At 57.1% G+C, this 25,055-nt stretch carries 16 protein-coding genes; 7 read left to right on the top strand and 9 right to left on the bottom strand.

The features are described from left to right. Window positions 1-361: 361 nt before the first annotated feature. From M5R41_08225 to M5R41_08240, 4 genes are all read right to left on the bottom strand, one after another. Complete coding sequence (locus tag M5R41_08225; GenBank protein ID MCZ7556372.1) at window positions 362-1,006, bottom strand: dihydrofolate reductase family protein; 645 nt, start codon at window positions 1,004-1,006, stop codon at window positions 362-364. Window positions 1,007-1,008: 2 nt separating this feature from the next. Then, the gene (locus M5R41_08230) at window positions 1,009-1,407 is read right to left on the bottom strand and encodes a VOC family protein (GenBank protein MCZ7556373.1); all 399 of its coding nucleotides are present in this window, start codon (window positions 1,405-1,407) and stop codon (window positions 1,009-1,011) included. 116 nt (window positions 1,408-1,523) lie between these two features. Then, on the bottom strand, window positions 1,524-1,907 hold the full coding sequence (locus M5R41_08235) for a DUF1801 domain-containing protein (protein MCZ7556374.1): 384 nt from the start codon (window positions 1,905-1,907) through the stop codon (window positions 1,524-1,526). Window positions 1,908-2,526: 619 nt separating this feature from the next. Continuing rightward, window positions 2,527-4,086, bottom strand: coding sequence for a hypothetical protein (locus M5R41_08240; GenBank protein ID MCZ7556375.1), 1,560 nt, complete (start codon window positions 4,084-4,086; stop codon window positions 2,527-2,529). A 189-nt stretch (window positions 4,087-4,275) separates the two neighbouring features. Here M5R41_08240 and M5R41_08245 point away from each other — a divergent pair, with 189 nt between their 5' ends. Beyond that, window positions 4,276-4,497, top strand: a complete 222-nt coding sequence (locus tag M5R41_08245) for a helix-turn-helix transcriptional regulator (GenBank protein ID MCZ7556376.1) — start codon at window positions 4,276-4,278, stop codon at window positions 4,495-4,497. Window positions 4,498-4,501: 4 nt separating this feature from the next. Further along, on the top strand, window positions 4,502-4,957 hold the full coding sequence (locus tag M5R41_08250; GenBank protein ID MCZ7556377.1) for a hypothetical protein: 456 nt from the start codon (window positions 4,502-4,504) through the stop codon (window positions 4,955-4,957). Between the two features lie 97 nt (window positions 4,958-5,054). On the opposite strand, the gene M5R41_08255 is transcribed toward M5R41_08250, so the two are convergent. Further along, complete coding sequence (locus tag M5R41_08255; protein MCZ7556378.1) at window positions 5,055-5,555, bottom strand: hypothetical protein; 501 nt, start codon at window positions 5,553-5,555, stop codon at window positions 5,055-5,057. Then, complete coding sequence (locus tag M5R41_08260) at window positions 5,555-6,097, bottom strand: hypothetical protein (GenBank protein MCZ7556379.1); 543 nt, start codon at window positions 6,095-6,097, stop codon at window positions 5,555-5,557. Before M5R41_08260 ends, M5R41_08255 begins: the two co-directional genes overlap by 1 nt. Before the next feature lie 298 nt (window positions 6,098-6,395). On the opposite strand from M5R41_08260, the gene M5R41_08265 reads away from it, so the two are divergent. Beyond that, complete coding sequence (locus M5R41_08265) at window positions 6,396-7,880, top strand: tetratricopeptide repeat protein (GenBank protein ID MCZ7556380.1); 1,485 nt, start codon at window positions 6,396-6,398, stop codon at window positions 7,878-7,880. Window positions 7,881-8,023: 143 nt separating this feature from the next. Here the strand turns inward: M5R41_08265 and M5R41_08270 are convergent, their stop codons facing one another. Beyond that, a complete protein-coding gene (locus tag M5R41_08270) occupies window positions 8,024-9,601 on the bottom strand; it encodes a hypothetical protein (GenBank protein ID MCZ7556381.1) in 1,578 nt (525 codons plus the stop codon). Next, window positions 9,598-10,125 carry a damage-inducible protein DinB gene (locus M5R41_08275; protein MCZ7556382.1) on the bottom strand — a complete coding sequence of 176 codons (528 nt, stop codon included), beginning with the start codon at window positions 10,123-10,125 and terminating at the stop codon, window positions 9,598-9,600. The genes M5R41_08270 and M5R41_08275 overlap by 4 nt, the downstream gene beginning before the upstream one ends. Window positions 10,126-10,791: 666 nt before the next feature. On the opposite strand from M5R41_08275, the gene nifJ reads away from it, so the two are divergent. The 3 genes from nifJ (at window position 10,792) to M5R41_08290 (ending at window position 18,245) form a co-directional block, all read left to right on the top strand. Next, the gene (gene nifJ, locus M5R41_08280) at window positions 10,792-14,391 is read left to right on the top strand and encodes a pyruvate:ferredoxin (flavodoxin) oxidoreductase (protein ID MCZ7556383.1); all 3,600 of its coding nucleotides are present in this window, start codon (window positions 10,792-10,794) and stop codon (window positions 14,389-14,391) included. A gap of 86 nt (window positions 14,392-14,477) precedes the next feature. Continuing rightward, entirely contained in the window at window positions 14,478-15,476 is a 999-nt protein-coding gene (locus M5R41_08285; protein MCZ7556384.1) for a dihydroorotate dehydrogenase-like protein, read from the top strand. Between the two features lie 1,530 nt (window positions 15,477-17,006). Continuing rightward, window positions 17,007-18,245 (top strand): ATP-binding protein, encoded by a 1,239-nt coding sequence (locus M5R41_08290; protein MCZ7556385.1) that lies wholly within the window; start codon window positions 17,007-17,009, stop codon window positions 18,243-18,245. A 245-nt stretch (window positions 18,246-18,490) separates the two neighbouring features. Here the strand turns inward: M5R41_08290 and M5R41_08295 are convergent, their stop codons facing one another. Then, window positions 18,491-19,693 carry an L-serine ammonia-lyase, iron-sulfur-dependent, subunit alpha gene (locus M5R41_08295; GenBank protein ID MCZ7556386.1) on the bottom strand — a complete coding sequence of 401 codons (1,203 nt, stop codon included), beginning with the start codon at window positions 19,691-19,693 and terminating at the stop codon, window positions 18,491-18,493. Window positions 19,694-20,456: 763 nt separating this feature from the next. On the opposite strand from M5R41_08295, the gene M5R41_08300 reads away from it, so the two are divergent. After that, window positions 20,457-24,758 (top strand): T9SS type A sorting domain-containing protein, encoded by a 4,302-nt coding sequence (locus tag M5R41_08300; GenBank protein ID MCZ7556387.1) that lies wholly within the window; start codon window positions 20,457-20,459, stop codon window positions 24,756-24,758. Window positions 24,759-25,055 lie beyond the last annotated feature (297 nt).

Here is a 25,055-nt window from a genome sequence, read left to right on the forward strand (position 1 = left end):
CTTCCTGCGTATCAGATAGGGGTCAAAATTCGCATTTCGTGCAGGGCTTGCTTGCGAAGCGGTCTAATCAAACCTGGCAGCGAATTCTGGATCCCCCTCCCCCCATCATGTAGAGACGTCGCATGCAACGTCTCTATAGCTACGGGCACTCCGCTCGGCGAATTACATGGTGGGATCGGGACTCGTTAAAACCGCGAAGACCGGATGTAGGCCCTTCTCCGCCTGATGCGTACACGACCGTGGAAACCTGCGCCTCAAACTCACGCCGTGCTGCGGTCGTTGCGCTCAGGGTGACGGTGTTTGTTGGTGTCGCCTTATCCACATGTCATTCACGAAATACACCGCTGTTCGTTCGTTTCATTCAGCGCTTCGCGAATTTGTAATGCGTCACCCCCGGTGCCGCGACGATTCTGATCAGGCCGAAATTTCGCAGATGCTCTCCGAGCCCTTCGAGCAGGTGCTCGCCCGTGCCGAGGAATATGGGCACCAGGCTGATTTCCATTTCGTTCACCAGTCCGGCTTTCAGATATTGCCGCGCTGCAAGCGCTCCGCCGGCGAGGGCGACATCGAGGCCGCCGGCGAGTTCGCGCGCCTGCCACAATGCGGCCTCGATACCCCCGGTGACGAAATAGAATGTCGTGCCGCCCTCGAGCTGCAATGGCTCTCTCGGATAATGCGTCAAAACGATCACGGGGTGATGAAATGGAGGATTGCTTCCCCACCAGCCGTTCCAGGGATGCTCCTCTTTCCAGCGGCCCGGATGACCACCGAACATATTCCTGCCCATGATAGTGGCGCCGATGCCGGCACGCGATTCCTCGATGACCGCGGTGCTTTCGTTCGACTCGCCGCCTTCAAGACCATGCATCGAGCGCCAGGTTGCGAGTGGGAACACCCATTCGTGCAGCCGTTCGCCGCCGACACCCAGCGGATGGTCGACACTCTGCTGCGGTCCAGCGACGAAGCCGTCTAACGACATGGATATCCGGAATCGTAATTTCTGCATCGCTACCGCGCCTCCGGATCCGCCTGATGCACGCCGAAGATATTCCCTTCGGTATCTTTGTAATAACCCTGCCAGGCCATGCCGACCAGCGCCATCTTGGGCAACGCCACGGTTCCACCTGCGGCTATGATTTTTTCGTGAATGCTGTCGTAGTCATCCACTTGTACGGTGCAGACGTAGGCGTTGACCGCTGCGCCTTCCATCGGATCGCCGCCCATGCGCGCCATCAATCCGCCGTTGATGCCCGGCTCCGTGCTGCCATCCGGTGCCGTCATCACGCCCCAGTACGGCGGCTGCTCCATCCACAAGGGGAAGTCCCAGCCGAAAACGGATTGGTAAAACGCGCGCGCCCGATCGGGATCGGCGGCATGGATTTCGAAATGCACGATTCTGTTATTCATAGCTATCCGACTCCTTTGTAGTAACGATGAGGAAATTTCTGTATCAGCGAAAGTATTCCTTTCCGTACTGCGTCGCCCCGTCATCAGAGGCAACGCGGTACGGGAGCGGAAACCAGTTACCTTTTCCGCTTCGATTTTGGCTTTCCGGCTTTTCCTCGATTCTCCTCGGCCCGGAATAGCACGATCTTGCGGATAAGCTTCGCGGGGAGGGGCCTGTCGAGAGGAAATTGCACCGAGCCCCTGGCGTTTTTGTACATGGCGATTTCGTCCCTGAACCTGGCGATACCGCTGCTGCCCGGGTAGAAGCCGATATGATGGTCGTAGCCCGCGAAGTGGACGAGATTTCCGAACAGGTCGAAGGTCGGGATCTGATAGGAAAGCTTCTCCTTCGCATCGGGCGCGGCCTCGCGGATGATGCGGCGTATTTCGGAAAGTTTTTCCTGAATCTGCGGCGAAAAGCGCGCGATATATTCGTCAATGACGTTCGCTTCTCGCTGCATGTGTACCGGTACTGCCGTCGCTGCACTACCGCCGAGACCAAGCCCCAGCGATACCAGCTCCGCTTCTATTACTTTCAGTGCGTTCGGACCGATGCCGTGCAGCGCAGCGATGGCCGCTCTGTCAAAGCGCGCGAGGTCCTCGACATGCGAGAGCCCCAGACTTTGCAGCGCACGCCGGGCGGGAGCGCTGAGTTTCGGATAGAAGTCCTCTAATTTCATGTGTTTTCCTTTCCGGTCCGATTGCGGAAGGTGTATCCGCACCGTGCCTATCGTTGGCGATGCTTCCGCGTCGGCGACAAAGCGGAAGCATGCGGCTTCCGGAAACTCCTTGACACCGGAGAACGGAGCTGACAACTGTCACCACGTACAATGCATCGCTCACGGCGTTATGCACTTCGCGCGATCCGTCACTGCTTGTGTGTGATGCGTCGGGTGATAATATCCGCAGAGCCGGGAGGAAATGCAAATGCGCGAACACACACGCACAACCCGGCCCGTTGCGTTCAGATCATCATGCAACGTGTAAATCGTCGCTTCGCGGAAAAGCGTGTGGCATGCTGTGATTCGGGGTGCTCCATCGGGGTGAACGTGCGGGCATGCGGGCTTCCATGCCCCCTCGTCAAATGCGATATCCGAGGAGAAATGAAATAGTCGGGTAGGCTTTCATTTCGCGTTTGGTCGTATATAGCCATTGGTTTCCGACGCGATAGGCGTCCGGATCGAAGCGCATCAGGGCTGGTTGTATGAGCACGCGGCATTGGACTTCCATATGCAGTGCTTCCTCATCATAGGCCGCTGCAAGTGTCCATGATGTTTCCTGAAGGACCTTCACCGGCGGTACCGGGATCTCTCGCCACTTCGTCGCAGAACTTCTATCATAGAGCCAGACAGAGCGAATGTCCAGTCTGTGTTCGGCACGCATCCATGTGCATCCGGCAAGAATGGACATTTGCTTCCCTGCCGGAAGCGATGCGAGTAATTCACCCGACAGATAGGTCAATCCGCCCGCGACACGCCCGCGGAGGGCAAGCAGTGTCTCTCCTTCCGCGTTCCGCAGCAGAGGGTACTCCCGCGCAAAGGTCAGTCCGATTCCGGTATTGTACAGTTGCGCCTTTGTGCCATACACGCTCAGCACATACTCTCCTCCCGCCCACAGAAGCGAATGGGCATTTCCGCTTCCCGAAGCGGGGTCGTTCAACGTATCACTGACGCCAGAGGGACGGAAATGCGCCGCCTCCAAAGCCCGTAGTCTCTCGGAGACTGGTTGAGGAACAGGTACCGTTCTGATTTCACCCAGAAACTCACTGATGACGTCGCGACGTTTTTTCGGATCCGGCGGAAACTCGACGCTCGCGGGCAGTCGGGTGTTCTCTCCCAACGCGCCGAGCGTCAGAGCCAGTGGAAGAGCCATCATTGCGCTGACAAAGGTGTCGCTGAGAATCTCATCTGCTACTTTGTAAGGGACGTCGATGGCGTCACGCTCTCTGCTCAGAAATTTCTGCACCATTCCCGTCGTGAGCACAAAGGGTATAGCGAAGGCGTGAAAGAATCCCGCCGGCGCACGATAGTGCAGATCCATGAGTGAGTCATACGGCACTCTCCGCAGTCGTATCGCGATTGTGTCGGGGTGATGATGCGGCTCTCCGCTCCAGACGTAGACGCCGCTTTCATCCGCAGCAAGCAGCGCATACTCAACACGGAGCGAATCGGAGTAAATGAGCGTGACTCGTTCAGAGGTCCATGCAGGTCGCCTGCACAGTGCGAGGAAGCCGATATCGAGCAATCTCGGCAACGCGTGGAGCAGGGTGGGATCTTCGATATGCTCCAGAAGGGCTTCGGTATCGGTGCCGCCGCGTCTGTAGGTGATCGCTTCGAAGTTCTCAAGATACGTCCGGATGAACGCTGCTTCCTGCTCTTCGAGCAACATTCTGCGGTCGCCCTTCGCGCTATCGCGAACAAGAATCTCGATGTACTTCGGATTCGACCGTACCTCCGCCGAGGTAAATGTATCGAGCTCGGGAAACAGGCTGAAGTACTCCCGCTCTCCCGCATCGATGACGGAACCGAGACGCGCCCCGAGCGGCTGAGAGGCATCGAACGACCTGTCTCCGCCATCCACGACCTGGGCGCGGAGATTCCACGAGCACAGCATGAGCAGAACAATGATGAAAAAACGCATGCACAAATATACAGCGGATATGTGTATCCTGTACACGCCCGCAGTGCCATTATTCGCGACCGTACGAAAAAATGCACCCGGAAGCTGCGGTACACCCCGTCGTATGGCACAACGGCCGATCCGGCAGAACGCAGCAGCACGTCTGTCAAATTAACTTGACATTGCGGTTTCGGTATTGTAGATTGCAACGTGAATGAAGCAGGATATATCGCATCGCGGCTTCGTGAGATACGCACCGAAGCGGGTTTGACGCAGGGGCAGCTTGCCGAACGCGTCGAGGTCAGCCGGCAGACCATCAACTACGTTGAAAACGGCACCTACTGCCCGTCGACCTATCTGGCCTTGCGCATTGCCGCCGAGTTGGGTGTGACGGTAGAACACATTTTTTTTCTCAAGGACGAGAAGGAATGACACCATGTTTGACGTACGACGCGATGAGCGCTTGAACGCCGTTCAGCACAGAGCGGGGTTCATAGCATTCTGGAGTTATTGGGGCATGAGCCTGATCCTCCTCATCCTCCTGAAAAGTTTTGATGACGAGGCACTGCACGATCCGTACTTTGTGCTTGCGGTCCCCTGGCTCGGCAGCATGATGCTTTACGTGTTCCTGCATTTCGGGAAGGGCTTCTTTCGGACGATACGCGACGAGGCGAATAAATCGCCGAAGCAAACGCGCGAAACCAGAGTGCGTCTGCTGCTGGGCACGGTGCTCTTTGCTGTGACGATGTTCCTGATTAAGCGCTTCAATATTTTCGACGATGAAGCTGCGACCATTGGATCGGATCTGCTGGAATCATGCGTCATCGCCGTGATATTTGGTTTGACGCTGTGGTTTACCCAGGCCCGGAAACTGCGGGAGCGGGAGGAGTGACATTGGACATCACGGTACACTCCAGAGTCGACTTGTTTCCCGGTCTTGCCCTGGTGCTGCGTGCACTTGCCGGACCGTTCAGGTATCCGTCGAGAAGCTAGGATATCCACATCGTCGAAGCGCGCCAGACACGCCAAAATCCGTCTTCGCGCTTCAATTGCAGGAGTTCCCCTTTTGCGCCGAGTCCGGCGAAAAAATATCCCGCGTACACGATTGCGGAGGCGTTGCCGGTTATCGTCACCGAAGCGGTCCAGACCAACCACCCCGCCCCCGCGAAATCCGCATGAGACACGCCTCCTACACCGATAGCGCATTGTTCGTATGCGCGGTACGGCAGCGGGACCGCACGAAGACGATCGACGAGCCATGAGGGCGGAGCGTGTAATTCCGCACGGGACAGTTCTCCCGCCGTGACATCCGTCATCACGGCAAGGGTGAAGAATTCAACGAAGGCCGTGTCGATCGATGTGATTTCATACCGTACAGCCGCCTCCAGTATTGCCCTTTCGGTATTGACGGCTGGTTCCACCGAGCTTTCCGAACACGCCGACAGCCACGACAGCACAAAAGCAAGCACGATCAGCTTCGTCCAGCGCATCACCAACCCTCCATCCGCTTGTAGTAGTACTGCAGAGAAGCGGGCACCCAGTCGCCGTCCTCGTAGCGTATATGGAAGGCCGCGTATGCCTTGCGGTAGTTGCGAAAGAACATCCCGCACACGATGACCAGATGCGTCGCGTCAATGCGTTGTATAGTATGGGTGAAACAAGCCGAGGCGAGTTCCCGCGTGTCGGTCGTGCGCCATCCTTGCCCCCACCCATATGCGTCCGTTGTATCCACGAGATCGTGCATGTGCAAAATCCTGATGGGCAGGTCATCGAGACGAGCAAGAAACGCATCCGGATGGCTGCGGGTGACCACCGGCCAGAACAGTCCGTCATCCAGAGAATCACCGATAGTAACGCCCATGGCCGTACAATCCAGTGTATCGATGCGTAAATCCTGATACAACGCGCGATATGCAAGCTCCCTGATTTCGTCCTCATCGTACGATGCATTCATCGCTTCCTCCTCACAGGCGGTGAGAACCAGAAGGCAGGACAGAAGCCGCACGGAGACAAACAGAATCCTTCGTCTCATCTTTTCTTCCATTATGCAAAAGAATCTTGGGCTCAGAAACGCATACAGAACAGTAGACACCGCACACTGAAATCCGTTACAAAACGAATTGCGCGCTTTTATCAGTGAAACCGCAACACCGTATCGGCACTCCGTCGCCTCCCGCTGCCTCCGTTGCCATTTCAACTGCGCTTGACAATGGCGGGAATTGCAGCCATCTTTAGCGGTCACTTCTTCTTACTTCCGATCGCCGCCTGTTTTCTGCCCCGTGGCGTGGCGCGTCCCGGTTGCATCATTCTCACCATCACGGAGAACTGTTATGAGACCATTGTATAGATTTGCCCTTCCTGTCATCGCCCTGGGTTGCATCGCGCTGGCTTCCTGCGGCAGTCCGACAAAAACGGACGACGACATACCCGTCACGACGGCGTCGGAGGAGGCGCGCTCCGCCTTCATCGACGGACGCCAGGCCTGGGAGGCCGGACGCGTCGAGCAGGCGCGCGACGCGTTCGATACGGCCATTGCAGCCGATCCCGCCTTCGCCCTGGCGTATCTGTATCGAGCGCGGTCGGCATCGTCGGCTGTCGAATGGAAAGCCTTTGTCGATAAAGCCCTCGCCAACAAGGCAACGGCCAGCGAAGGCGAAAAAATCCTCATCGACCTGACAGCGACGCGGCTGGACGATGATGTTCAAGGGGCACTGGTGCTCGCGGAGAAACTGGTGCACGCATTTCCAACATCGGCGCGTGCGCAGCATGAACTGGCCGATGCCTATGCGGACATGCGCAAAACGACCGAAGCCCGGACCGCCCTGCTGAAAGCGACCGAACTGGACGGGAAGTGGGGTCGGGCCTTCGGCAGCCTCGCCATGTCCTATGTTTTCGATGCGCCTCGGGATCTCGCAAAGGCGGAAGAGTATGCCAAGCAATACACCACGCTCGATCCGCAGGAACCCAACGCCCAGATTATCCTCGGCGATGTATTCCGCGCACAAGTGGAACTCGAGAAAGCACGCGACGCGTACGCGAAAGCAGCGGAGCTGGATGCATCGAGCAGCGTAGCGCTTTCGAAGAAGGGTCATGTGGAAACCTTCCTCGGTAATTATGACGCCGCCCGTGCGGATTTTGAATCGGCTGCACAGAAAACCTCCCGCTGGCAGGCCGGGCCGAAGAATATGGCCACGTTTACCTGGTTGTATGCAGGAGACGCGAAGGCCGCGCTCGCGGCAAACGAAGCGGTGATCGCTGCCCTCCCGACTCTCATTTCCGACACGGACCAGCTGGATCAGGCCATGCTGAACACCTACGCCAATCGCTGCTACATCGCTGCGGATACGCGAGCGTTCGACATCGCGGAGCAGGCGTATGCAAAACATGCCGAAATCGCACGTACTATCGCCGCCGCCCTGCAGAATCCCATGTTCGTCAAGTATACCGAATCCAACCTGGCTCTGCTCGAAGGACACATGCTCGCCCGGAAGGGAGAGCTTGCTGCGGCCGCTGCCTTGGCGGACAAAGCCGAACGTGAACTCCAGGGCACGAACGATCCTCGTGCGATGAACGGTGTGCATTTTCTGCGCGGCCTCGTGGCGCATCTGAGTGGTAAGCAGCAAGACGCCATCGGTCACTTCACTCCGATCAGCAACGAGATGATCGAAGCAAGATACTATGCCGCTCTGGCGCACGAGGCACTCGGAGAAAAGGAACAGGCGTTGAAACTGTACAAGGAGGTCGTTGACTGGAATTTCAACGATATCCAGTACGCTCTCGTACGCAGCAAGGCGGTTGCGAAGCTGAAATCCTGAAACATGAACGGAGTCGCCGAAGGCGGATGCGAGTTCCAAACAAGCTCGCATCCGCGTTCCGCCGCGAAGGTATTTTCGGAACGAGTACTTACGTGCTGCCGATATGCCATCGCGGACGTGTATTGCTTCTTCAAGTCATCGAATCAATGCGTCACCATAAATCGGGCAGATACGACCGCACCGCGGGTATATGCTCGTATGAAGTACAAACCATCGGGAAGACGGGAGGTATCCAGAGGGATGACCATCCCGTCGCTCGCGGTGATATGCTTCGTGAGTGAGGGCAGCACCCGGCCAAGCGCATCACAGACAACAATCTCCACTACACCCCCGTACGGTTGATCGAAATACAGCCCCGCCCAATCCCGTACCGGATTCGGCGCGACGGCTATCGCCGCCCGACGAGGGGCAAACAACTGCATCACATCCGTCGTTGCACGAACGGTGAACTTGCGAACGTCGCTCCACTCCCCGACGCCGGCGGGATTCTCCGCGCGCACCCGCCACCACAGCGTGCTTCCCGGTTGCAGACCGCTGTACAGCAGAGTGGTATCCGCCGCAACAGTGCTTCTCGATACGCCGGATGCAAACAATGAATCAGCACACTGTTCCGCAGTGTATGCCGCCGCGCCCGGCACATGCGCCCAGGTCATCGCGCCGGGGCCGACCGGCAAGATCGCGCGGTCAGGCGGCGAGAGAAGCAGCGGTGTACCGAGCACCGCCATGCGCCCGGTCGCGACAACGATCTCATCTACCCACATGGTCTGCTCTACCGGTGAGCCATCGCCGATATATGGTGCGACGAGGAACTGATTGAATTTCATTTCCGTATGCCTGCCCGTGCGCAGCATCACCCCGGGGGCGTCGACGACGAGCTCTCCATCCACCCACATGCGCAGTTCGCCGTCCGGCACGCCCTTGCCATCCACGATGGAATTAAGGGAAAACAGCGCCTCGACGAAGCGCCAGTTGCTCTTGTACAGCGGCCCCGTTTCGTCCGAGAAAATAACGGATGCGGCTTTCCACATTTTGCCGTTGCGATGCGTGCTGCCGCTGCGATAGCAATCTCCTTCCGGCCATGCGTCGCTGCTGCCGTTACAGCCCGCGACCGCCCGGTTCTCGGTGACAAGTGTCAGGTCGCGGCCGATATTGGCCTCGTCGATGTTCAGAGCGTCCTGTATTGCGAGCAGCGGCCGGCCCTCGTTGTGTTCGATATATGTCGTCAAATGCGTCGCTGCCGGGCCAATCCACTTGCCATCCACATCCGTGATGAAATGAAACTCGTGCGGATGATAAGGTCTGTTGGATCCTTCCCAATTCGTGCTGTATTTCACCCAATAGCTCAGATACACGGTCGGCGTCGGAGCAAACAGCCGCCGAACCCCTTCCCCGCTGGTTGGGGTGGATGCACCCTTAAGGAAGCGGAATTCCAGCGCGGCGCCGCTGCCCGGCAACCGCTCGTCCGTTGTAACGCGCAGCGCGTCATTGTCGTACCAATCGCGTTGCCGGAAGACCGCATCGTCGCAGGCTTCGTGGAACAGCAACTGCGCAGCCCGCTCGCCCGACAATCCTGCGCCCTCGTCGACGCGGGCTTCGCCTGTATGCTGAGCGATCCCAGCCATGGGCTGCATCGCACTGCTCATCCAGAGCAGCAGAGGCAAATACACCCTTGTCAGCTTGTTCTCCGGGCCGCGTGTAGAAGTACTGCGAACTTGCTTCATATCGCCATCCCGTGTTCTTGCCCGGGCCAGATCGGGGAGGGCCGACCGAGCCACACCCAGGCGATGTAGTCAACGATGGGCGGCTCGGCACCGAGCTCGCGAAGCCGGGTGTTGAGCTGTCCCCGGTGATAGGAGCTGTGCATGGCCACCTGCAACATGGTTTCGCCCAGTGTTGCATCCACCACTTTCCTGCCGCTGCGCTGTTCCATATATCGCGCCCACGGCACATCCACAACACGCTCCAGTTCAGCCTCCGTTACAGTTGCGATGAACAGTGGAAGCATGTTGTGATACTCTTCCGCCCAAGTCGCGACAGCTGCGAGACCCGCAAAATCATCTATTTTGGGTAGTTTCATATCCTGAAGGCTCCAAACCTTCAGGAACGCCCGCTGTACCATGTGGATATGGTGACAGAGCTTCAGAACACGTTCATCATCCTTTGCAGATGGTGTATCGAGTATGCAGTGCCAGACCGTCGCATCGGCCCAGTGCATGTGGCGAAGGAGATCGATAGTGTTGCGCATGTTCGGGCTTCTGTATTAAGGATGAAAAAGGTCCGCCGGGGTGCGCGTTGCGGCCGGGATCTGCCGGGCGGACGATCACGAGCATTAAGGTACGAAGGTCGCGGCACTACTACCATATAGCCGCTTCATCCGTTCGTGCGACAAGAATGCAAAAGCTCCGCGATTGCGGCGCCGGGCTTTGAAGGGAGGGTCTGCACACTGTGCTCGTCTGAGCGTTATCGGCCTTCGACCAGCCACCTCGCCTCGCCGACTCATGCGATGGGACTGAGAGGGAAAACCCCGTGTTTACCCACTGCGCTATGTACCAATACCTGCAGCGGCCGTTTTACTGCTTCGACGTGAAGCTGTATGCTTCATTTCACCGATTGCGACATCCCTCGGAGTTTTTTTCTGATCCGAAAATCCTGTACCTTTGTTATTGGACAGTGCTATCCGTATCTCCTGAAAGAAACCCGGCACATGAGTCCCGTAAACGCACATTCAACGTACTCCGCCCCTTTGCCCGCCCATCCCGGCCAGGGGCAGAAAGGACGGCCATCATTCCCGCATTCCCTCCGTTTCTCCCGTATGCCATCTGCTGCGCGGACATCCGCAACCGGATCGCCGCAGCCGGAGACTGTTTTTTTTCTACTGACATCACTCTGACCTGATATACCGAGGTACCGTATGAGCAACAGACAAACAGTGACAATCGACGGCAACGAAGCCGCCGCATACGTCGCTCACAAAACCAATGAAGTATGCGCTATCTATCCGATCACTCCCAGTTCGAATATGGGCGAGTGGGCGGATGCCTGGTCCGCCGTCGGCCGTAAGAACATCTGGGGCACCGTTCCCATTGTCGCCGAATTGCAAAGCGAGGGTGGCGCCTCCGGTGCGGTGCATGGCGCATTGCAGACCGGATCGCTGACGACCACGTTTACCGCCTCGCAGGGACTCCTGCTGATGATCCCGAACATGTACAAGATTGCCGGTGAGCTCACCTCCACCGTGTTCCACGTGTCCGCACGCACGGTCGCCGCGCATGCGCTGTCGATTTTCGGTGATCACAGCGACATCATGGCCGTCCGTCAGACCGGCTTCGCCCTGCTGTCGTCCAACTCCGTTCAGGAAGTCATGGACATGGCGCTCATCGCACAGGCCGCCACACTGCGTGCGCGTATACCCTTCGTCCACTTCTTCGATGGCTTCCGCATTTCGCACGAGGTCATGAAAATCGAGGAACTCACGGACGAGGACATGCACGCCATGCTGGACGACGACTTGATTGCGCAGCACCGTGCGCGCGCGTTGAGTCCCGAGAAGCCGGTGCTTCGCGGTACCGCGCAAAATCCCGACGTGTTTTTCCAGGCGCGCGAAACAGTGAATCCCTTCTATAATGCCTGCCCGGAAGTCGTGCAATCCGTCATGGATCAATTCGCGTCCGTCGTTGGCCGCTCGTATCATTTGTTCGACTATGTCGGCGCTCCCGATGCCGATCGCATCATCATCATGATGGGTTCGGGTGCCGGAGCGGCCGAGGAAGCGGTGGAATACATGATCGAGCGTGGCGAAAAAGTCGGGCTGCTGAAGGTCCGCCTCTTCCGCCCCTTCTCCGTCAAGCATTTTATCAGCGCCATTCCCTCCTCGGTGAAAGCCATAGCGGTGCTTGACCGCACCAAGGAGCCCGGCGCCGCAGGCGAGCCACTGTATCAGGACGTGTTGACCGCACTCGCCGAGGCCATGGGCAACGGAACGCTGCCGACAGCAGGATTTCCGAAGGTGCTCGGCGGGCGTTATGGCCTGTCGTCGAAAGAATTCACGCCGGCGATGGTGAAAGCCGTATTCGATAATCTCGTCGCGACCGATCCGAAAAACCATTTCACCGTCGGTATCAACGACGACGTGACCAACAGCAGTTTGAGTTACGATCATACGTGGCGCGGGGAACCGGCCGATGTATTCCGCGGCATGTTCTACGGACTCGGCGCCGATGGCACCGTGGGCGCGAACAAAAATTCCATCAAAATCATCGGTGAGGAAACCGACAACTACGCGCAAGGCTATTTCGTGTACGACTCGAAAAAGTCCGGCTCGATCACCACGTCACATCTCCGTTTCGGCCCCAAGCCCATCCGCTCGACCTATCTGATCGAAACAGCGAATTTCGTTGCCTGTCACCAGTTCACCTTCCTCGAAAAATACGACATGCTCTCGCGCATCGTCGAAGGCGGCGTCTTCCTCCTCAACAGTCCGTACGGTGTGGATGAGGTGTGGGATAAAATGCCGCGAACGGTGCAGCAGGTGATCATCGACAAGAAGCTGAAATTCTTCGTCATTGACGGCTACACCGTCGCCGAGGCCACCGGCATGGGCGCGCGCGTGAACACCATCATGCAGACGTGTTTCTTCGCGATTTCAGGCATCCTGCCCAGGGAGGAAGCGATCGCAAAGATTAAGGTCTCGATCAAAAAAACGTACGGCGGCAAGGGCGATAAAATCGTCCAGATGAATTACAACGCCGTGGATCAGACCCTCGCGAATCTGCATGAGGTCACCGTACCGGCCACGGCCAGCAGCAGCATCGAGTTGCCTCCTGTGGTTTCCGACAAGGCCCCCGCATTCGTCAAGGACGTCACCGCAAAGATCATCGCCGGACATGGCGACGATTTGCCGGTAAGCGCCTTCCCCGTGGACGGCACCTTCCCGACAGGGACGACCATGTGGGAGAAGCGCAACATCGCGCTGGAAATTCCCGAATGGGATACGGTGACCTGTATTCAATGCGGCAAATGCGCGATGGTGTGTCCGCATGCCACCATCCGCATCAAAGTGTTCGAGGAAAAGGAAGTCGCGAACGCTCCAGCGACATTCAAGTACTGCGATGCCCGCGGGAAGGAGTACGCCGGTCTCAAGTACAGCATTCAAGTCGCCCCTGAAGACTGTACCGGCTGCGCGCTCTGCGTCGAGGTGTGTCCGGCAAAAAATAAATCGGAAGTGCGCCTGAAAGCCATTAACATGGTTCCGCAGGTACCTATCCGCGAGCAGGAGCGCGAGAATTGGGATTTCTTCCTCAACCTGCCCGAGTATGATCGTACCCAGGTGAAACTCAACACGATTCAGGGCTCGCAGTTGCTGCAGCCGCTGTTCGAATTCTCCGGAGCCTGCTCCGGCTGCGGCGAAACACCGTACGTGAAGCTCGTCAGCCAGCTCTTCGGTGATCGCATGATCGTGGCCAACGCCACCGGCTGTTCCTCGATCTATGGCGGCAATCTGCCCACGACTCCGTGGACCGTCAACAACGACGGACGCGGTCCGGCATGGTCGAACTCGCTGTTCGAGGACAACGCGGAATTCGGCTTCGGCTTCCGCCTCACCATCGACCAGCAGAATCAGTTCGCGCGTGAAATGCTCCTCCATCTCGCAGCCGACCTCGGCGAGTCACTCGTTCGCGACCTGCTGGATGCGGATCAAACAACCGAAATCGGCATCAGCGAACAGCGCAAGCGTGTCGCCGCACTGAAGGACAAGCTGAACGGCATCAGCACTCCCATGGCAAAGCGTCTTCTCTCTGTGGCCGACTTCCTTATCCGCCGCAGCGTGTGGATCATGGGCGGCGATGGTTGGGCGTATGACATCGGCTACGGCGGTCTCGATCACGTGTTGGCATCAGGCAAGAACGTGAACGTGCTCGTCCTCGACACCGAGGTATACTCCAACACCGGCGGCCAGATGTCCAAAGCCACTCCGCTCGGCGCTGTCGCGAAGTTTGCTGCCGGTGGCAAACCCATCGGGAAAAAAGACCTCGGTCTGATGGCTATGAGCTACGGAAATGTCTATGTTGCATCCATTGCCATGGGCGCCAATGATACGCAGACCTTGCGTGCCATTCTCGAAGCAGAAGCGTACGATGGTCCCTCCCTGGTTATCGCGTACAGTCATTGCATCGCGCACGGTATCGACATGTCGAAGGGCATGGATCATCAGAAGGCCTTGGTGGAAAGCGGCATGTGGCCTCTGTACCGCTTCAATCCGGATCTGATCAGGGAAGGAAAAAACCCCTTCAAGCTCGACTCCAAGCAGCCGAAAATCCTCGTGAAGGATTTCGTGATGTCGGAAACACGTTTCAGCATGCTGTTCAAGAGCAAACCCGACGAAGCAAAGCGCTTCCTGGATCTCGCACAGGACCAGGTCAAGATGCGCTTCAAATATTACGAGCATCTTGAAAAGCTGTACGAAACGATCAATGCTCCGGCGGCAGCGACGGAACAGACGGCACAAGTGTAAAGGACTCGGCGGGAGGCCGACGGTCTCCCGCCTTTCCCGGTCACTCACGATAACGATTGCAACAGAAATTACACGAGGATAGACGTATGGATCTCACCACCACCTACATGGGACTGACGCTCAAGAACCCGATCGTTCCGTCAGCATCCCCGATGTCGAAGGATCTCGGCATCATCAAACGCATGGAAGACGCCGGCGCATCCGCCATCGTCATGTATTCGCTGTTCGAAGAACAACTGATGCACGAACAGAAGGAACTCGATCACTTCCTGACCCAGGGCGCGGAAAGCTATCAGGAAGCCATGAGCTACTTCCCCGAGGTCGAAGATTTCAATCTCGGTCCCGACGAGTATCTCGAACACATTCGTCAGGCCAAAGAAGCCACCTCCATCCCCATCATCGGCAGCCTCAACGGCGTGTCGGCCGGCGGCTGGTTGGAATATGCCACGAAAATCGAGCAGGCGGGCGCCGACGGTCTCGAACTCAACGTGTACTACATTCCCACTGACGGACGCTACAGCGCCGAGGAAATCGAAGCGATTTACGTCGAGGATTTGACCCGCGTGAAAAGTGCGGTGAAAATTCCAGTCGCCATGAAGCTGAGCCCCTACTTCAGTTCCATGTCCAACATGGCCCGCAAGCTCGACGGCGCCGGCGCTGACGCGCTGGTATTGTTCAACCGCTTCTATCAACCCGATTTCGATCTGGAAGAATTGTCTGTCGTCCCCACCGTCAATCTCAGCAGCTCCGGCGAAGGCCGTCTCCCGCTGCGCTGGATCGCCATCCTCTACGGTCACCTCAAAGCAAGCATGGCCGCCACCACAGGCGTGCACACTGCGCAGGACGCTCTGAAAATGCTCATGGCCGGTGCCGACGTCACCATGCTGTGCTCCGCGCTTCTGGAAAAGGGTCCCGACCACATTACCACCGTGCTCACCGACATGCAGCGCTGGATGGAAGAAAAGGAATACGAATCCGTCACGCAGCTGAAAGGCAGCATGAGCCAGCGCTCCGTGGCCGAGCCCGCCGCCTTCGAACGCGCCAATTACATGAAAGCCCTCAATAGCTGGCGCCTGACGGTCTGATCCGAATTCCACCTGGATTTTAAAAACGGCGTCCTTCCCCAGGGCGCCGTTTTTGATTTATGATTTTGGATTTACGATTTACGATTTGTCCAACCTCGTCATCCTGAGTGCGCCCACCAGTCAGCCTCAGGATGACACCGGTCCATTTCGTGGATGACATCAGCTTTTTCGGGCATTCACAAGTACCGTCACCCTGAGTCATGTAACCAGTCCGCCCGGCGGACACCGGCTTATATTGAGTGTGACATTTGAAAAAATGTTAAAAAGTACCGTCATGCTGAGCGCAGCGCCGCAGGATGGGTGTAGGTTGAAAAACTATGCTAACCCGGCGCGAAGTCGAAGCACGGCGTCCGTCCTATTCGGTGTTTACAAGTCCAGATCCAAAGTTGTCATGAGCAGCGTAGCACCCGCGGCAAAATCTTGGTTTGAGGTACTCTCGTTTACGGGTGCGGAGTCGTCCTTCGACAGCCACCGGGCGATACTTGGTATGCGCAGCTAAATATTTCTGCGGTGGCTGCTCAGGAGGCCTGCGTCCGGTTTCTACGACTTTCGCAAGCACCGACTCCAAGATGTCATTAACAGTGCGCCCACCAGTCAGTCTCAGACTGATCAGCCTGAGGCTGACCTGGATGGCATGAGTATATGGCTCCGGGCTAACAAAGCTCGTCATGCTGAGGAGCCACCACGGCAGAATCTCAAGTAGATGCTCTGACGTAGTTCGGTGGCGTCTCGAAGCATGATTGGCTCCGTAACGCACGAGGAGACTAGGTACGTCCATGATATCATTAGAAGAGGCGAAGAATAAGAGGGGAATTTAACGCAAAGGCGCAAAGGCGCAGAGTCGCAAAGAGGGAATTTGAATGGAATTAGCCAAATACCGTCGCCTCGCCGTGGCGTGGTGAGTTTACGAAATCAGGCGGATTAAACCGATTTCCAAAGATGTCATAAGAAGGAGCCGTCGCGAAATGAAGTCCGGTAATTGTGAAGTCTTTTATCGGCGGTATCTCGAAGGTCGAAGATAGAAGTTTCGCCGTGGCGGACTCGCCGCGGCGAGATGATTGGTTCCGCAACGCGCGAGGAGACTCGATTCCCTTCTTATTGGGATGAACAGCAATATCGACCATCTGTATCCACTATATCCGCTTCTCTGGGTCTTCGCGTCTCTGCATTATTTTCTTCGACAACGCCCGTACAAACGCCAACCGCACACCACGAATCCTCACCACCCCTTGAACCCATCCGCATCATAACCTTTCATTTGGTCGTAGTTTAACCTTTCATCTGGTGATAGCATATCCTTTCATTTGGCCGGAATTAGTATTCCTGCCGGATGAGGCTTTCTTTTCCAAAAAATAGGGAATACCGCTGGATTTTCAAGATTTTATGTTATTTCCCATGCAAATCCAACGCTGAAAACGAGATTCTCGCCTGCGACATGAGCATAACCTTTCATTTGGCCGTACTATATCTTTTCATTTGGACGAATTTTTCCTACCTTCTCACAGAACACAATTACCGGAGATGGTACGCATGGTAGAGAAATATAGGCGCTTTGCAATGCACCGACTCGAGGAGGCGGCGAAGGATACTCCCGTCATCCTGATTCATGGTCCAAGGCAGTGCGGCAAGACCACTCTTGCTCAGCTTTTCGGAGAGGCGCCGTCTTACGAGTACATCACCTTCGACGACCTGGTACAACTCGATGGTGCAAGCAGCGATCCTGTGGGCTTCGTTCGCAATCTGCCGGAACGCGTTATTCTCGACGAAATTCAGCGTGCCCCGCGGATTTTTCTGCCCCTGAAAGCTGCGGTGGATGCTGACCGAGGTCCCGGGAGGTTCATACTGACGGGATCCACCAACGTGCTGCTGCTCCCGAAACTCGCGGATTCTCTCGCGGGCAGACTGGAAATTTTGCGCTTGCATCCCCTGTCGCAGGAGGAGCTGGCGGGGAAGGAATCCGATTTTCTCGCGAAACTATTCTCCGCTTCTTTCCCTGGCGGACGCATCCCGCGCGCGGGATTGGACATTACAGAAAGGATCATCAGCGGAGGATACCCGGCGGCTCTGTCGCGTGAGAGTTTCCATCGGAAAGCCGCCTGGTATCATGAGTATATCGAAACGATCGTGCAACGGGACGTACGCGATCTTGCACGTATTGCTTCTCTGGATTCCCTGCCGCGCCTTTTGAGACTCGCCGCGAGTCAGACCTCGCGGATGGTGAATCTTGCAGATCTTGCTTCAGCGTTCCAATTCTCGCGACCAACACTCAAGGATTACATCCAGCTTCTCGAACGTGCATTTCTGATCGAGCAGCTTCCGCCATGGTCGAGCAACCGTATCAGCAGACTGATAAAATCATCGAAGCTCCACGTCACGGATACCGGCCTGGCGGCAGCATTGCTCGGAGCGGACGCCAACACACTCCGCAAGGATCGGGCGCTTCTGGGACAGTTGCTCGAAACATTTGTCGTGCAGGAGTTGCGCAGACAGGCGAGTCGAGCCGACGGCAATGTGTCGTTCTATCACTTCAGGACCAAAGATGGCGTGGAGATCAATCTTGTCCTCGAAGCAGTCGGTTCCAATATCGCCGGCATCGAAATCAAGGCGTCGGCCACAGTAACCAAATCCGATTTCCGCGGCTTGACCAAACTCCGCAATGCGCACGGCGATCATTTCGCCTGCGGTGTTGTTCTCTACGACGGCGACAGCATCGTCAGCTTCGGCGACCGCCTCTTCGCCGTCCCTCTGCATGCCTTGTGGGAGCTGTAGGACTGGCGATTTACGAGGGACGATTTACGATTGACGATTTGTCTGTCTTTGCTGAACATGTGCGTCGACGCGGGATTCGGTCAGGGAGACGGAGCGCACTCTGTCTCGGGATACCCCTGAATCTGAACAGGATTCCGGGCAGAGTAATCAGCGTCAGAAAGGACACCCTGATCGGTCGTAGTGCGCCGAGTCAGGCGCAGTCAAATTGGAAGTCGTAAATCGTCACTCGTACCTCGTAAATTCCCTTATTCCGCCATCCTCCTCCGATACACCACGGCCAACCCCCCGGCCGAGGTCTCGCGATACATTGATGGCAGCGCGCGGCCGGTTTCCACCATGACGGAAACAACATTATCGAAGCTGATCCAGTGCAATCCGTCCGTGAGCATGGAGAAGCTGCTGCAACTCAATGCACGGGCCGCTGCGTGCGCGTTGCGCTCAATGCAGGGAATTTGCACCAGTCCGCCTACCGGATCGCATGTGAGACCGAGATGATGCTCAAGCCCCATTTCCGCCGCATATTCGATTTGCGCGAGCGTGCCACCCTGAAGCTGCGTCACTGCCGCGGCGGCCATGGCGCAGGCGGTACCGATTTCACCCTGGCAACCGACAGCGGCACCTGATATCGAGCCATTGTGCTTGACCAGATTCCCGACCAGTCCGGCAGTGGCGAGCGCGCGCAGGATGTCGTCGCGGCTGCAGTCGAGTTCCGTATTCAAATGATACAGCACCGAAGGCAGCACGCCGCTGGAGCCGCAGGTGGGCGCAGTCACGACAATTCCCCCCGCCGCATTTTCCTCGGCGGCGGCATGCGCGTATGCGGCCAGCAGCGCATCCGTTCGGAAATAGCCGTCCGCTATCGCCTGTCCGCGACGGTAAAAGGCACGCGCCCGGCGCTGAAGTCCGAGCTGTCCCGGGAGGCGACCTTCGGTGGCGAGACCGCGCTCGACGCTCGCAACCATCGCCATCCACACCTCTTCCAAGAAGCGCCAGATGTCCTTGCCCTCATTCCGCTCGACATGTTCCCAGAAAGACTCCCCGCGTTCACGGCAGCGCAAAAGGATTTCCGCCATGGATTCCTCGCGATACACATGTTCGGGCGAGGTATCGCTTAACAGCGTACCGCCACCTGTGCTGTATTCGATACGCCTGCCGATTTCCGATCCCCCGGCGTCCAGTGCGATGAACTCCATACCGTTCGGGTGCTCGGGCAACAGCACATCGGGTTTCCAAACGAACTCCACGGGGCGGGGCGCGAACACCTGCGTAATCCCGACATCGGTCATGTGTCCGACACCCGTCGACGCCAGGCTTCCATACAGCGTAACCCGGAACGACGCCGCCGAAGGGCATTCTTGTAAAAATGCCGCGGCGGCTCGCTGTGGACCGATGGTGTGACTGCTTGAGGGGCCGTTACCGAAGCGATAGAAATGTCGAAGAGAATGCATCTTGTAAGTTAACCCAGGCCCGGCAAAAGGTAAAGGGAACCCGGATTTACGGATTTCATCATCGGATATGTTGAACCGACGGCGGAGTGTATTTCCACCCCGAACCTCCATGCAGGGTTCACACCTCCAAAATAAAAGCCCGAAGGGCGACACTTGGAGAGGTAAAGGGTGAAGGGTGAAGGGTGAAGAGCCCGAAGGGCGACACTTGGAGAGGTAAAGGGTGAAGGGTGAAGAGCCCGAAGGGCGACACTTCCTCTAACCCCCAACGTCAGTTGGGGGGCCACGCGCACAGCACAGCCTGGAGCAAGCCCGAAGGGCGACACTTGGAGAGGTAAAGGGTGAAGGGTGAAGGGTGAAGGGTGAAGGGTGAAGGGTGAAGGGTGAAGAGCCCGAAGGGCGACACTTGGAGAGGTAAAGGGTGAAGGGTGAAGGGTGAAGAGCCCGAAGGGCGACACTTGGAGAGGTAAAGGGTGAAGGGTGAAGGGTGAAGAGCCCGAAGGGCGACACTTGGAGAGGTAAAGGGTGAAGGGTGAAGGGTGAAGAGCCCGAAGGGCGACACTTGGAGAGGTAAAGGGTTAAGGATGAAGGATGAAGAGCCCGAAGGGCGACACTTCCTGTACCACGTTGGACATTTCCCCATGTATCCAGGCGCACCCAAGGTGAACACAATCCTCACACTCCAACAGTTCCTTCTCAACGGGGATTTCCGTATTTTTCCACTTTAATATTGACACCAAATATGAACCATACAGAGGACCATTTTATGAGACGCCATGCGACTTTGCTGTTCTTCGCGCTGCTGCTGTGCGCCGCCGCGATGCCCGCCGTTGCCCAAGCACCGTTCACCGCGCTCAACACGGCCTACACACAAAATTTCAACACGCTGAACACATCGGGGAGCGTCTCGTGGGTGAACAACAGCACCATCACCGCATGGCATCACGCGCGCACAGGTACCGGCGACCTGATCGTCGCCGGCAATGGCAGCAGCAACTCGGGTGCGCTGTACAGCTTCGGAACCGGCACCGATGCGGACCGCGCACTGGGGTCGGTGGGATCAGGCAATGCCGCTGTCGGAAACCTTTGGTGGGGTGTTCATTTCATCAATAACACCGGCACCACCATCACCGCACTGGACATCTCCTATTACGGAGAACAATGGCGCTACTCCGGAACGGCCGCCGCGCAGGTAGTGACGTTTTCGTATCAGACCGGCACGGGTCTCAACAGTCTGACCACAGGCACATGGACCAACGCCGCCTCCTTCGATTTTACCAGTCCGATTATCAGCGGAACGACCGGAGCACTGGACGGTAACGCGTCGGCCAACCGCGTCCTCATAAGCGGAACGCTCGCGGTGACGCTCGCACCGGGTCAGGAAATCATGCTGCGCTGGTACGATCCCGATCACTCCGGCAGCGACCACGGTCTCGCAATCGACGATTTCAGCGCCACACCGCTCGGGTCATCCGGTCCCACCAGCGTCGCCTTCTTCCTCGGCAGTTCGACCGCGAGTGAAGGCGCAGGAGTGGTGAACGTGGAACTTCTCATCACAAACCCGGACGCAACGAACGCCACCCAAGCGACTGTGGCCCTGACAGGCGGAACTGCCGTCAACGGCTCGGATGTGCTCCCGGCGTACACGACGCAGACCGTGACCTTCCCCGCCGGTAGCAACGCCAATCAATCCATTTCCTTCACACTGTTCGACGACACCAATTATGAGGGCAACGAGACGCTGGAATTCACCATCACCGGCGTAACAGGCGGCAACAGCGCTTCCGTCGGAGCCCAGGCGATGCATACGCTGACGATTCTCGAGAATGATCCTCCCCCGATGCCTGCCGTCATTGTGAACGAGGCCTTCAATGCATACGGCCACATCGGCACCGACGAAGCGGTTGAACTTTACGTCGTACAGGATGGCGCAGATCTTCGCGGGTATAGTCTCGCGGATGCCACCAGCGGCGGCACTTATCCGTATGGCGTGCTGACCTTCTCCACTGACGCCCTGTGGAGCAATCTCCCGGCCGGTACGATCATCGTGATAGGCGGCATGTTCGCAGTGCCCATCCCTGACACGGATGTTTCGGACGGTCTACTGCTGTTGCAGGCACCGGTGAATAATGCGAGCAATCAGTACTTCTCCTACAGCAGCAATCAGCTCTCCTTCGCCGGCTCTTCCGACGCGATCGCCATTCGTGACGCGGGCGGCAATTTCGTACATGGCCTGGCCTATGGTGCAAACAATCAGAACACGCTCCCCACGGGCCGCCACGGCTGGCGCTCCGGCTCTGTTGCGAGTGTTGAAAGTATCACCTTCTCACGGAGCGGTGCACCCATGGTGTACACCGATTTTCTGATCGACACGTACGTCGTAGCAGCGGCGCCCAGTCTCGGAAATCCCAGCGATGCCGACGGCAACCGCGCGTATCTCAGAACGTTGCGCAGCCGTACCATCACCGCAAACCGCTCGATCTCCGGTACATTTTTCTGGGACGTGACGGTGAACAACAATGCCATTCTCACGCTTGCCGGTCCCACAAACGTCGGCAATATTCTGCTCATAGCCGATGGCCGCCTGAACGAAAGCGGACAGGGCCTCTCGACCAACGGAAACGGCAATGCGCAGAATGGCAGCGGCGCCGGCAATCTTACCGTAGGCGATGGCGTAAACATCGCGGCTGTTCTCGCCCTGCTCCAAAATCCGACTTTGATCAGCGGCACGTTCAACGCGACGGCCTCCGATGCCACCGTCGAATATCCAGGTACTGCAGCACAGAACATTTTCAACGCCGTCTACAACAATCTCAAGCTTTTAAACGGAGGACAGAGCACTCCGAAAACTGTGAGTGGCGCTGTGACCGTCAACGGCCAATTGAGCATCGGTACGGGTGTCTGGCTTGTCGTCAATACACCGAACATCATCACGCTCGGTCCTGTCGGGACCTTCACGAACCAGGGTCGTTTCATCGGGAAAATACGTTCGACACGGAATTTCCCGGGAGGAGTCGAAAACTTCGGCGGCATCGGCATCACGCTGTCCGGGACGCCTCCGCCAGCCGGTCCACAGACCTTCGCCGCTGTGCCGGGTACCGTGACCGTGACCATGAGCAGCGGCTCGTACATCTGGGTCGACAACCGTCCTTCCATCCTCCGGCAGTACACCATCGAGGATAGCAATCCCAATTCCATGAACGTCACCATGACGGTGCACTACGCGCAGGATGATTTGAACGGTCAGGTCGAGCCCGCTCTCAATCTCTTCAAATCGACAAACAACGGCAGCAGCTGGAACAATCGCAGCGCTACGCTCAACACTACCGCCAACACGCTCGTGCTCGATCTCGCGGATATAAACGGATTGTGGACCATGCATGCCAATCCACCGCAGGGCATGATTGATGCAACACCGGCGACGCTCAGTTACGAAACGGAACAGGATGGCCCCCTCCCCGCTTCCCAGAACATTGCCGTCTCCAACGCCTACGGCAATGGTTCGATCATCGAGTGGACAGCGACATCATCCACCATTGAGGCCCCGACATGGCTCGCCATTATACCTTCTCCGGCAACGGGGGTCAACGCTGGTCAGTTCTCGGTGCAGGTCACACGCAGCAATCTCGTGCCGGGCACATACACGGGCACCATCACGATCACGGATATCCATGCGGTCAACAGTCCCGTAACCATACCGGTGTTTTACCGGGTGTACAAACCCCGCATGATCAGCATCGGTGTCGACACGCTTCGCATAAAACTGACCTATAAAAAACCAAAGGTGAGCACGAGTATTCCTGTCGTGAACGGTGGTGAAGCATTCGGTCCCGGCGTAATCGCCTGGAACGCGACGACAACGACACCATGGTTGCAGATCACGAGCGGGTCAGGACTTGAGGGCGACTGGCTGGGACTTACCATCGATGCACACCTCTTCCCGAGTGGTACATACACGGGTCTGCTCACGATCACGGGCGTCAATTCGGTCACGAATGATCCAATCAAGAACTCCCCCCTCAACGTGGTCGTTGTGCTGGAAGTGGAGCCGTGGGACGCGGTAGTACACAGCAGGTCGAGTCTTCCGATGGGCAGTTCCACCACTTTCTACAACAGCGAAGGCCATCGCGTCGCAAAAATCGATGTTACCTCGGGCAGCATTCAGTCGCTGACGATACGCATGAATCCCTTCTCACTCCCGCGCAACATTCAGCGACTCCGCTATGCTTTCCGTCACTACATCGTCGAAGCCACAGGTACCTATACCGCCAATATGACCATGTGGTACACACTCAGCGAACTCGTACAAACCGGCATCACCGAGCCATGGCGCTTGCGTCCCTGGCTCCAGAGACCCGCGCTGTTTACCTGGGTGCCGATCGCAGGCTCCGCCAACCATGTGGAGCAGAGCGTCACTACCGCTGCACTCATAGACCTGAACGGCATTTGGGGAATGGCGTATCCTTTCGTCATGCCCGAGATCATCAACGTCCACAGCGTGGACGCGCGATGGATAGATCCTTCGACCGCCGGCATTGCATGGTCCACGGATGCGGACATAAGCGAACTCGGTTTCATCATCGAGCGCAGTCCGCTCGGGAAGGACGAGTGGTTGACCGCCGGTGTTGTGGACAGGAACGACAATGGCAGCTATCAGTTTATCGACAACTGCGGAAGCAGCACGAGTGGTTGGCAATATCGCCTCCTTGCCTTCGACGAGACGGGCAGCGCGCGCCAGTCCGATCCGGTGGAACTCCAACCGATGGGCATACTGACTGCGGAAGGACTTGCCGCGCAGGGCTTCAGTATGTCGCAGAACATTCCAAACCCGGTGTCATCGCGCAGCGGACACACGACGATTTCCTTCAACCTTCCACGTGCCTCGGAGATTTCCCTGCGCGTGTTCGACATGCTCGGTCGCGAAATTGAAACCGGCATCACCGGACGTTTCGATGCGGGTGTCCACAGCGTCACGCTGAATTTCGGCGTGCTTCAGCCCGGCACCTACATGTATCAACTTCGAAGCGCCGAGGGTGTTATCACGAAGAAGATGCTCATCGTCAGATAAAACCACAGAAAAAACAGAAAAAATCAGAAAAAACAGAAAAAAACAGAAAACAAAGAAAGCCAGACCGCGAACATAGCAGACACGTTAAACAGATACGAGACGAGCAGCACATACTATCCGCTGCTCGTCTCTTTTACTGGTTGCCCATCCCGCACGGCGGTGCTTTCAGCTCTTTGCACGCGCTTATCGAATAGTCTTTCTAGTTGTTCTGTGTTATGCGTGTTCTGTCTTGTCTGCGTGTTCTGTCTTGTCTGCGTGTTCTGTGTTGAGCGTTCATGGTTTTCTGTTTGGATGACC

This window comes from Bacteroidia bacterium, from assembly GCA_027493955.1.
Taxonomy (GTDB): Bacteria; Bacteroidota; Ignavibacteria; order SZUA-365; family SZUA-365; genus JAOSJT01.

Bases quoted from the DNA above. Each gene is read 5' to 3' on its own strand.
- M5R41_08300 (MCZ7556387.1), top strand. From the start codon at position 20,457: ATGAGACGCCATGCGACTTTGCTGTTCTTCGCGCTGCTGCTGTGCGCC.
- M5R41_08240 (MCZ7556375.1), bottom strand. From the start codon at position 4,086: ATGCGTTTTTTCATCATTGTTCTGCTCATGCTGTGCTCGTGGAATCTC.
- nifJ (MCZ7556383.1), top strand. From the start codon at position 10,792: ATGAGCAACAGACAAACAGTGACAATCGACGGCAACGAAGCCGCCGCA.
- M5R41_08225 (MCZ7556372.1), bottom strand. From the start codon at position 1,006: ATGCAGAAATTACGATTCCGGATATCCATGTCGTTAGACGGCTTCGTC.
- M5R41_08270 (MCZ7556381.1), bottom strand. From the start codon at position 9,601: ATGAAGCAAGTTCGCAGTACTTCTACACGCGGCCCGGAGAACAAGCTG.
- M5R41_08235 (MCZ7556374.1), bottom strand. From the start codon at position 1,907: ATGCAGCGAGAAGCGAACGTCATTGACGAATATATCGCGCGCTTTTCG.
- M5R41_08260 (MCZ7556379.1), bottom strand. From the start codon at position 6,097: ATGAGACGAAGGATTCTGTTTGTCTCCGTGCGGCTTCTGTCCTGCCTT.
- M5R41_08265 (MCZ7556380.1), top strand. From the start codon at position 6,396: ATGAGACCATTGTATAGATTTGCCCTTCCTGTCATCGCCCTGGGTTGC.
- M5R41_08255 (MCZ7556378.1), bottom strand. From the start codon at position 5,555: ATGCGCTGGACGAAGCTGATCGTGCTTGCTTTTGTGCTGTCGTGGCTG.
- M5R41_08285 (MCZ7556384.1), top strand. From the start codon at position 14,478: ATGGATCTCACCACCACCTACATGGGACTGACGCTCAAGAACCCGATC.
- M5R41_08230 (MCZ7556373.1), bottom strand. From the start codon at position 1,407: ATGAATAACAGAATCGTGCATTTCGAAATCCATGCCGCCGATCCCGAT.
- M5R41_08290 (MCZ7556385.1), top strand. From the start codon at position 17,007: ATGGTAGAGAAATATAGGCGCTTTGCAATGCACCGACTCGAGGAGGCG.
- M5R41_08250 (MCZ7556377.1), top strand. From the start codon at position 4,502: ATGTTTGACGTACGACGCGATGAGCGCTTGAACGCCGTTCAGCACAGA.
- M5R41_08295 (MCZ7556386.1), bottom strand. From the start codon at position 19,693: ATGCATTCTCTTCGACATTTCTATCGCTTCGGTAACGGCCCCTCAAGC.
- M5R41_08275 (MCZ7556382.1), bottom strand. From the start codon at position 10,125: ATGCGCAACACTATCGATCTCCTTCGCCACATGCACTGGGCCGATGCG.